This is a genomic window from Pseudomonas sp. P4_C3 (assembly GCF_056402075.1).
The window spans coordinates 1-8202 of the sequence record NZ_JBFUIC010000228.1 but is presented as its reverse complement, the minus strand read 5'-3'; the positions used below and the strand labels follow the sequence as shown (position 1 = coordinate 8202).

Annotated in this window: 7 protein-coding genes; 4 read left to right on the top strand and 3 right to left on the bottom strand. The window is 61.8% G+C overall.

The window, feature by feature from the left end; all coding sequences use genetic code 11:
* Nucleotides 1–634: 2-hydroxyacid dehydrogenase (locus tag AC1DVH_RS23820; protein WP_477755891.1), on the top strand; the 634-nt coding region annotated here is incomplete at its 5' end.
* Between the two features lie 116 nt (nucleotides 635–750).
* Here the strand turns inward: AC1DVH_RS23820 and AC1DVH_RS23815 are convergent.
* The 3 genes from AC1DVH_RS23815 to AC1DVH_RS23805 form a co-directional block, all read right to left on the bottom strand.
* A complete protein-coding gene (locus AC1DVH_RS23815) occupies nucleotides 751–1938 on the bottom strand; it encodes a pyridoxal phosphate-dependent aminotransferase (protein ID WP_477755890.1) in 1188 nt (395 codons plus the stop codon).
* 88 nt (nucleotides 1939–2026) lie between these two features.
* Complete coding sequence (locus AC1DVH_RS23810; RefSeq protein ID WP_477755889.1) at nucleotides 2027–3169, bottom strand: glycerate kinase; 1143 nt, start codon at nucleotides 3167–3169, stop codon at nucleotides 2027–2029.
* Between the two features lie 163 nt (nucleotides 3170–3332).
* On the bottom strand, nucleotides 3333–4454 hold the full coding sequence (locus AC1DVH_RS23805; RefSeq protein WP_477755888.1) for a sugar diacid recognition domain-containing protein: 1122 nt from the start codon (nucleotides 4452–4454) through the stop codon (nucleotides 3333–3335).
* Nucleotides 4455–4624: 170 nt separating this feature from the next.
* Between AC1DVH_RS23805 and AC1DVH_RS23800 the strand changes: the two genes are divergently transcribed.
* From AC1DVH_RS23800 to rarD, 3 genes are all read left to right on the top strand, one after another.
* Entirely contained in the window at nucleotides 4625–5935 is a 1311-nt protein-coding gene (locus tag AC1DVH_RS23800; protein WP_477755887.1) for an MFS transporter, read from the top strand.
* A gap of 196 nt (nucleotides 5936–6131) precedes the next feature.
* On the top strand, nucleotides 6132–7139 hold the full coding sequence (locus AC1DVH_RS23795; RefSeq protein WP_477755886.1) for an aldo/keto reductase: 1008 nt from the start codon (nucleotides 6132–6134) through the stop codon (nucleotides 7137–7139).
* A 121-nt stretch (nucleotides 7140–7260) separates the two neighbouring features.
* Nucleotides 7261–8142, top strand: a complete 882-nt coding sequence (gene rarD, locus AC1DVH_RS23790; protein WP_477755885.1) for an EamA family transporter RarD — start codon at nucleotides 7261–7263, stop codon at nucleotides 8140–8142.
* Nucleotides 8143–8202: the final 60 nt, after the last annotated feature.

Here is an 8202-nt window from a genome sequence, read left to right as displayed (position 1 = left end):
CCGGCGCGTAGTGGAGTTGGCAAACATGATTCGCGAAGGCAATTGGACCCGCAACATCGGCCCCACGCACTTCGGCAGCGACGTGCACGGTAAAACCCTGGGCATCATTGGCATGGGGCGCATTGGCGAGGCGCTGGCCCAGCGCGGGCATTTCGGGTTTGGCATGCCGGTGATTTATCACAGCCAGTCACCGAAACCAGCGGTGGAACAGCGGTTCAATGCGCACTATCGAAGCCTGCCGGAGCTATTGCAACAGGCCGATTTCGTTTGCCTGACGTTGCCGCTGACCGCGCAAACCGAAGGGCTGATTGGCGCAGAACAGTTCGCCCTGATGCGTCCCGAGACCATCTTCATCAATATTTCACGGGGTAAAGTGGTGGACGAAGCAGCACTGATTGAAGCCTTGCGTGCGGGCCGGATTCGCGCGGCGGGGCTGGACGTATTCGAACGCGAACCATTGAATCAGGACTCGCCGTTGTTGCAGTTGAACAACGTGGTGGCGACACCGCACATCGGCTCGGCCACCCATGAAACACGGGAGGCCATGGCCAGATGCGCGGTGGACAACCTGTTGGCGGCGCTGGCGGGTGAACGGCCTGTGAACTTGGTGAATCCTGGGGTTTGGAAAGGCTGAAGATCAAAAGATCGCAGCCTGCGGCAGCTCCTGCATGGACCGGGTTCACCGCAGTTTTGTGGATGGACATCAATCCTGTAGGAGCTGCCGCAGGCTGCGATCTTTTGCTGTGGCGATCAGGCCCGCCGCGCCTCCAGCAAATTCGTCGCACACAAAGCAATCCGCCGACAGGCATCAGCCAGCTTCATCTGATCCACTACCAACCCGATCCGGATATGCCCCGCCGCACTCGGCCCGAACGCTTCTCCGGCCAGCACCGAGACGCCATAGCCCTCCAGCAATCGCTCGGCGAAGCGCTGGGCCGACAACCTGGTCTGGCGTACATCGACCATCACGAACATCCCGCCATCCGGGCGAATCGGCCTGAGGCCCGGACATTGGCCCAGACTTGCGCACACCAGGTCACGGCGCTGGCGATACTCTTCGCGCATCATCGCCACTTCCGGCAAGTCTTCATCCAGCGCCAATTGCGCAGCGTTCTGCACGAAATCCGGAATGCCGAACAACATGCTCAGCGACAAATTGACCAGGTGCCCGGCCATGGGTTTCGGCCCGATCACCCAGCCCACCCGCCAGCCGCTCATGGCGTGGGACTTGGACAGGCTGTTGATCGTCGCCGTCCGTTCGGCCATGCCCGGCAGGCTCGCGGGGCTGATGTGCTCGCCCTCGTACAGCAGATCGCTGTAGACCTCATCGCTGATCAGCCACAAATCATGACGAATGCACAACGCTGCCAGCTCCTGCCAGATCGGCAACGACAGACTGGCGCCGGATGGATTGTTCGGACTGTTGAGCAGGATGGCGCGTGTTTTTGGCGTGATCCGTGCCGCGACATCCGCCGGGTCGACGCGAAACCCGTTCTGCGGACGCACTGGCACCGGGACCACCGTGGCCGCACAAGCGCCGATCACGCCTTCATAGGTGACGTACATCGGTTCGGCGACAATCACTTCATCGCCCGGATCGAGCAGGCATTGCGCCACCGAATACACCGCGCACTGCGCGCCCGGAAAGACGATCACATGCTCGCTATCCACCGGCTGACCGCTGCGTTGCCGATGTCGGCGGGCAATGCTGTCGCGCAGCCCCCGACTGCCGCGCACTTCAGGATAGTGCGTATCACCGGCCAACAGGCTGGCGATGGCCGCCTGGACGATGGGTTGTGGCGTATCGAAGTCCGGGTCGCCAATTGACAGCAGCAGGACATCGACGCCCTGTTCGCGCAATTGCAGCGCTCGATCGTGAATCTGCCAGGCCGCCGCTCCGTCACCGGCGATTCGTTGGGTCAAGGCTGAATAGCGCATGTCTGTCTCCTGTCGCGCGGGTGCTCCCAGCCACAACCCTATCTCAAATCACGAAGCGCGCCACCATGGCGTTCAAAACAGGGATGAGTCAGTGCTTGCGAACGGCCATCCGCCATACGCGAGCGATATCGGTCGCCCGCTCACGCAGCAAGCGCGGCGCCTCGGCACAGGCCTGGTCCAGGGTCATCGGCCCGCTCGCCAGGGCAAACGCAGCATCGATGCCGTGCTCATAGAGCGCCTGATAACCGTCGCCCAGAGTGCCGGCGATGACGATGACCGGCACGCCTTGCTGGCTGGCGACACGCGCCACACCAAACGGCGTCTTGCCGCGCAGGGTTTGCGCATCGAAACGCCCTTCCCCGGTGATCACCAGATCGGCACCTGCAACCGCCTCGGCCAGGCCCACGAGTTCGGCGACCACCTCGACCCCGGCCTTGAACTGCGCCCCCAGGAACGCTTTGGCGGCAAACCCCAGGCCACCCGCCGCGCCACTGCCCGGTTCGTCCCGAACGTCGTTGTTCAAGGCTGTCGCGCAATGGTCGGCAAAGTGCCCCAGCGCCAGGTCCAGTTGCTCGACCTGCGCCGGCGAGGCACCTTTTTGCGGGCCGAAAATCGCCGAAGCGCCGTGGGGGCCGCACAACGGGTTGTTGACGTCGGCGGCAATGTCGAAGCGTACCTGCGCCAGACGCGGATCCATGTCGCTCAGGTCGACGCGGGCCAATTGCGCAAGGGCGAGGCCGCCCGGTGACAGCGTCTGCCCCCGGGCGTCCAGCAGTTTCACACCCAGGGCCTGCATGGCACCGGCACCGCCGTCATTGGTCGCACTGCCGCCAATCGCCAGGATCACCCGTTGCGCACCGGCATCCAGTGCGGCGCGGATCAATTGCCCGGTACCGAAGGTGCTACTGATGCACGCATCCCGTTGCGCCACCGGGACCAACTGCAAACCGCTGGCCTCGGCCATTTCGATGATCGCGGTGTGGCTCTGCGGCAACCAGCCCCAGGCGGCATCCACCGTTGTTCCCAGTGGCCCGCGAACCACGGTGCGGCGCTGTTCGCCTTCACATGCGGCAAGAGTCGACTCGACAGTCCCTTCCCCGCCGTCGGCCATCGGGCATTTGATCAGTTGGGCATCAGGCCAGACTTGCGCCAATCCCAATGCAATGGCGTCGGCCACGCCTTGAGCGCTGAGGCTGTCCTTGAACGAATCGGGGGCGATCACGATTTTCATGGGAATTCTCCAGTTCCAATCTCCACATGCTGCCAGCCGCCTTGAACAATAACGCCGGTCCGCTGCACAAGCGGCGATGAGGATTATTGTTCATTTCCACAAAGCCCGTGGCAGACGCGTTACCTGTGGGAGCGAGCTTGCTCCCACAGGTGAGTGGTGTTCTTCATGGATGGGTGTCTGTCTGGGGCAGCAGTTGCACGCCAAGGTACAACGCCAGCATGCCGTCCAGGCGCAACGGATCAACCCCGCTCAGTTCGGCAATCCGCTCCATCCGGTAACGCAGGCTGTTGCGATGGATGCCCAACGCATCGGCGCAAGCCTGGCTCTGGCCATCGTGTTCGCACCAGCTGCGCAGGGTCGCGAGCAACTGACCGTTACTGTCCTTGGCAATGACCTTGCGCAGTGGGTTGAGCAGTTCGTCGAGGGCGTCGTCGTTGCGATGGCGCCAGAGCATCACCGGCAGCCGATAGCGGTTCAGCGTCAGCAATCGGGAGCGCGGCAGCACTTCGCGTCCATAGGCCAGCAAGTCACCGACCCGACGATAGCAGCGGCGCAACCCTGCCAGCCCGTCGGCTTGCCCACCCACGGCGATACGCAGGATGTTCCAGCCAAGGCCATCGAGCTTGTCCAGCAAGCGCGCGTTCTCGACCGACTGGCTGGCCGGCCGGCACCAGAGCAATGAAGTTTTGGCCGAGCTCACACACCAACTGTCGGGGTGACGGCTGGTCAACCAGGCACTGAGTGCCTCGACGGTTTGCCCTGGAGCGTGTTCCAGGCCGAGCTCGAACAAGTACGGCACCCGGGTCATTTGTGGCTTGAGGCCCAACTGCTGCGCTTCATCGACCAGTCGCGGAGCATCCCCGGCTTCGCTCAGCAGCAGCGCCAGCAGATCATCGCAGCGCTGGCGCCGCCATTGCTGTTCGGCCTGCTGGTTACGCTGGCCCACCAGCATCTCGGCGGTCATGCGCACCAGCTCGGCGTAGGTGCGCAGTTGCTCGGGTTCGCCGGTGATGCCCAGCACGCCGATCAGGCGCTGGTCCAGCATCAGCGGCAGGTTGATGCCCGGCTGCACGCCCTTGAGATGAATCGCCGTCTGCGCATCGATCTCCACCACGCGACCGTTGGCCAGCACCAGTTGCGCGCCTTCATGCCGGGTGTTGACCCGCTCCGGCTCGCCGCTGCCCAGGATCAAGCCCTGGCTGTCCATGACGTTGACGTTGTACGGCAGGATAGCCATCGCCCGGTCGACGATGTCCTGGGCCAGGTCGTGATCGAGTTCGAACATGCAAGTGATCCTTGAAGACGGTGATGGAACGGGTTGTTCACCCGCACAGGCCTTGGTTGCAAACCCTGTGCTCAGGCACAAAGACAGCCACCCTGAGGGTGGTCGAGACTCTCTGGGCGATCAACGTTACCCTTTGCATCGCAAAAAATCATAATAAAGAGAGAGCCGCCATGACACAGAGCGCCGTAGCGTCCGACGCCATCGCTGACGACAAAAACGCCGTCTACAAGCGCATCACCCTGCGTTTGATCCCCTTCATTTTCATCTGCTACCTGTTCAACTACCTCGACCGGGTCAACGTTGGGTTTGCCAAACTGCAGATGCTCGACGCGCTGAAGTTCAGCGAGACCGTGTACGGTCTCGGCGCAGGCATTTTCTTTATCGGTTACGTGCTGTGCGGTGTGCCAAGCAACCTGGCGCTGACCAAATTCGGCCCGCGGCGCTGGATTGCGCTGATGATGATCACCTGGGGAAGCCTGTCGACCTGCCTGCTGTTCGTCACCACGCCGACCGAGTTCTATACCCTGCGCCTGTTCACCGGCGCGGCCRAAGCCGGGTTCTTCCCGGGCGTGGTGCTGTATCTCTCGCAGTGGTTCCCGACCTTCCGCCGTGGCCGCATCATGGCGCTGTTCATGTCGGCGATCCCGGTATCCGGCCTGCTCGGCAGTCCGTTCTCCGGCTGGATTCTCAACCACTTCGGCGCAGGCCAGGGCGGTCTGGCCGGCTGGCAGTGGATGTTCCTGCTGCAAGGCATTCCGACCGTGATCCTCGGTGCACTGGCTTATTTCATGCTCAGCGACAGCTACGCCAACGCCAAGTGGCTGACCCCGTTCGAGCGTTCGGTACTGGAAGCCGACCACGCTATCGATCTGGCCAACAAACCGAAAAGCACGTCCGATTCGCTGCTGGCGGTATTCAAGAACCCGGCGATCTGGGCCTTCGGCCTGATCTACTTCTGCATCCAGAGTGGCGTCTACGCGATCAACTTCTGGTTGCCGTCGATCATCAAGAACCTGGGCTTCAGCGACAACCTGGTAATCGGTTGGTTGAGCGCGATTCCGTACCTGCTGGCCGCCGTTTTCATGCTGATGGTCGGCCGTTCGGCGGACCTGCGCAAAGAACGCCGCTGGCATTTGGTAGTGCCGATGTTGATGGCCGCGCTGGGACTGCTGATTGCGGTGAACTTCGCCGCCAACCCGGCCATCGCGATTCTCGGCCTGACCATCGCCACCATGGGCGCCCTCACCGGCCTGCCGATGTTCTGGCCGGTGCCGACCGCCCTGCTCAGTGCCGGCGCCGCCGCGGGCGGCCTGGCGCTGATCAACTCGATGGGGCAGATGGCCGGCTTCCTCAGCCCGTACCTGGTGGGTTGGGTCAAGGACAGCACCGGTTCGACCGATGCGGCGCTATATCTGCTGGCGGGCGTGATTGTCTGCGGCAGTCTGTTGGCGTTGCGCATGACCCGCACGCTGCGCGCCTGATCAACACAAATCCAATGTGGGAGCGAGCTTGCTCGCGATGACGGAGTGTCAGTCAACACAGATGTTGAATGTAAAACCGCCATCGCGAGCAAGCTCGCTCCCACAGTTTGATCTGCGGTGTTCGATATTTCAGTTTGATCCCTGCAGTTGTTCTGGTATCTGATTGAGCCTTTCCCACTGGTAAAAGGATTTGCTCATGAGCTACCGCACGCTGGGTCATTCGGGTCTGCAAGTGTCCACCCTGACCCTGGGCACCATGATGTTCGGCGAACAGACCAACGCCGAAGATTCCCTGCGAATCATCGACAAGGCCTGGGACCAGGGCATCAATTTCATCGACACCGCCGACGTCTACACCAACGGCCGTTCCGAAGAGATCGTCGGCGAAGCCATCGCCAGCCGCCGCCATGAATGGGTGCTGGCGACCAAGGTCGGCTTCGGCCCCGTGGACGGCGTCCCCAACCGCAGCGGCCTGAGCCGCAAACACCTGTTCAACGGCATCGATGCCAGCCTGACGCGCCTGGGCACCGATTACCTCGACATCTATTACCTGCATCGCGAAGACCACAACACGCCGCTGGAAGTCACGATCTCGGCCATCGGCGACTTGATTCGCCAAGGCAAAATCCGCTATTGGGGCCTGTCGAACTACCGTGGCTGGCGCATCGCCGAAGTCATTCGCGTGGCCGACAAACTTGGCGTTGACCGGCCGGTGATCAGCCAGCCACTGTACAACATCGTCAACCGCCAGGCTGAATCCGAGCAGATCACGGCGGCGCAAAACTACGGTCTGGGCGTGGTGCCTTACAGCCCGCTGGCGCGCGGGGTGCTCAGCGGCAAATACGCGCCTGATGTGAAACCGGACGCTGACAGCCGTGCCGGACGTCAGGATAAACGCATCCTGGAAACAGAATGGCGCGTCGAATCCCTGCGTATCGCCCAGCAAATCCAGCAATACACCCAGGAACGCGGCGTCGGCATCGTCGAGTTCGCGATTGCYTGGGTGCTGAACAACAGCGCCGTGACCTCGGCCATTGTCGGGCCGCGTACCGAAGCGCAGTGGGACGCCTACACTAAGGCGCAAGCGGTGAAGATCACGGCCGAGGATGAGGCGTTCATCGATTCGCTGGTGACGCCGGGGCATGCGTCGACACCGGGGTTCAATGATGTGAGCCACTTCGTGTGCTACATAGATGTCAACTGACACACCATCGCGAGCAAGCTCGCTCCTACAGTTGGACAGTGTTGATTGATTGGTCAATGTTCGGCCCGAAAACCACGTATTCTCYGCCCCCCCGTTTCACCTTCAACATCGCGAGGACAGCTTGTCTAAAGGTATCGCTCTATCGGTTTCAGCCTCGGTGCTTTTTGCCGTCATGTATTACTACACGTCGCTGCTCACCCCCTTGAGCGGCGTGGAAATCTTCGGTTGGCGCATGCTGCTGACCGTGCCGTGCATGACCGTGTTCATGGTGGCATCCGGCGAGTGGAAGCGCGTGCTGGAGATCGTTCGGCGCGCCATTGCCAACCCGAAACTGATGGGCGCGCTGATCRCCTCCTCTGCCCTGCTCGGCGTGCAATTGTGGCTGTTCATGTGGGCGCCGCTGAACGGCTACAGCCTCGACGTGTCACTCGGCTATTTCCTGTTGCCGCTGACCATGGTCTTGACCGGGCGGATCGCCTACGGCGAACGCCTGTCCTACCTGCAAAAAGTTGCCGTGGTATTCGCCTGCCTGGGCGTGATCAACGAGGTATATCAGGTCGGTGGTTTTTCCTGGGCGACCTTGCTGGTCTGCATTGGCTATCCGACCTACTTCTTACTGCGCAAACGGCTGGCGGCGGACAACCTCGGCGGCTTGTGGCTGGACATGGCATTGACGCTGCCGGTGGCGATCTGGTTCATTCAGAGCGGCGCGCAAGGTTTCGCTGTGTTTGACCAGCATCCATGGTTGTCGCTGTTGATCCCGCTGCTCGGCGTGATCAGTGCGTCGGCGCTGGTGGTCTACATCATTGCCAGCCGCCTGCTGCCGTTCAGCCTGTTCGGCCTGTTGAGCTACGTCGAACCGGTGTTGCTGCTGGGGGTGGCATTGCTGCTGGGAGAGAGCATCAAGGCCGGCGAATGGCTGACCTACATCCCGATCTGGATGGCCGTGCTGGTACTGATGTTCGAGGGGTTCAAGCATCTGGTGCGGCAGCGCAGACCTTAAGCACACACAAAACAAATGTGGGAGCGAGCTTGCTCGCGATGGCGGTGTGTCAGTCAACAT

Bases quoted from the DNA above. Each gene is read 5' to 3' on its own strand.
- AC1DVH_RS23810 (WP_477755889.1), bottom strand. From the start codon at position 3,169: ATGAAAATCGTGATCGCCCCCGATTCGTTCAAGGACAGCCTCAGCGCT.
- AC1DVH_RS23805 (WP_477755888.1), bottom strand. From the start codon at position 4,454: ATGTTCGAACTCGATCACGACCTGGCCCAGGACATCGTCGACCGGGCG.
- AC1DVH_RS23815 (WP_477755890.1), bottom strand. From the start codon at position 1,938: ATGCGCTATTCAGCCTTGACCCAACGAATCGCCGGTGACGGAGCGGCG.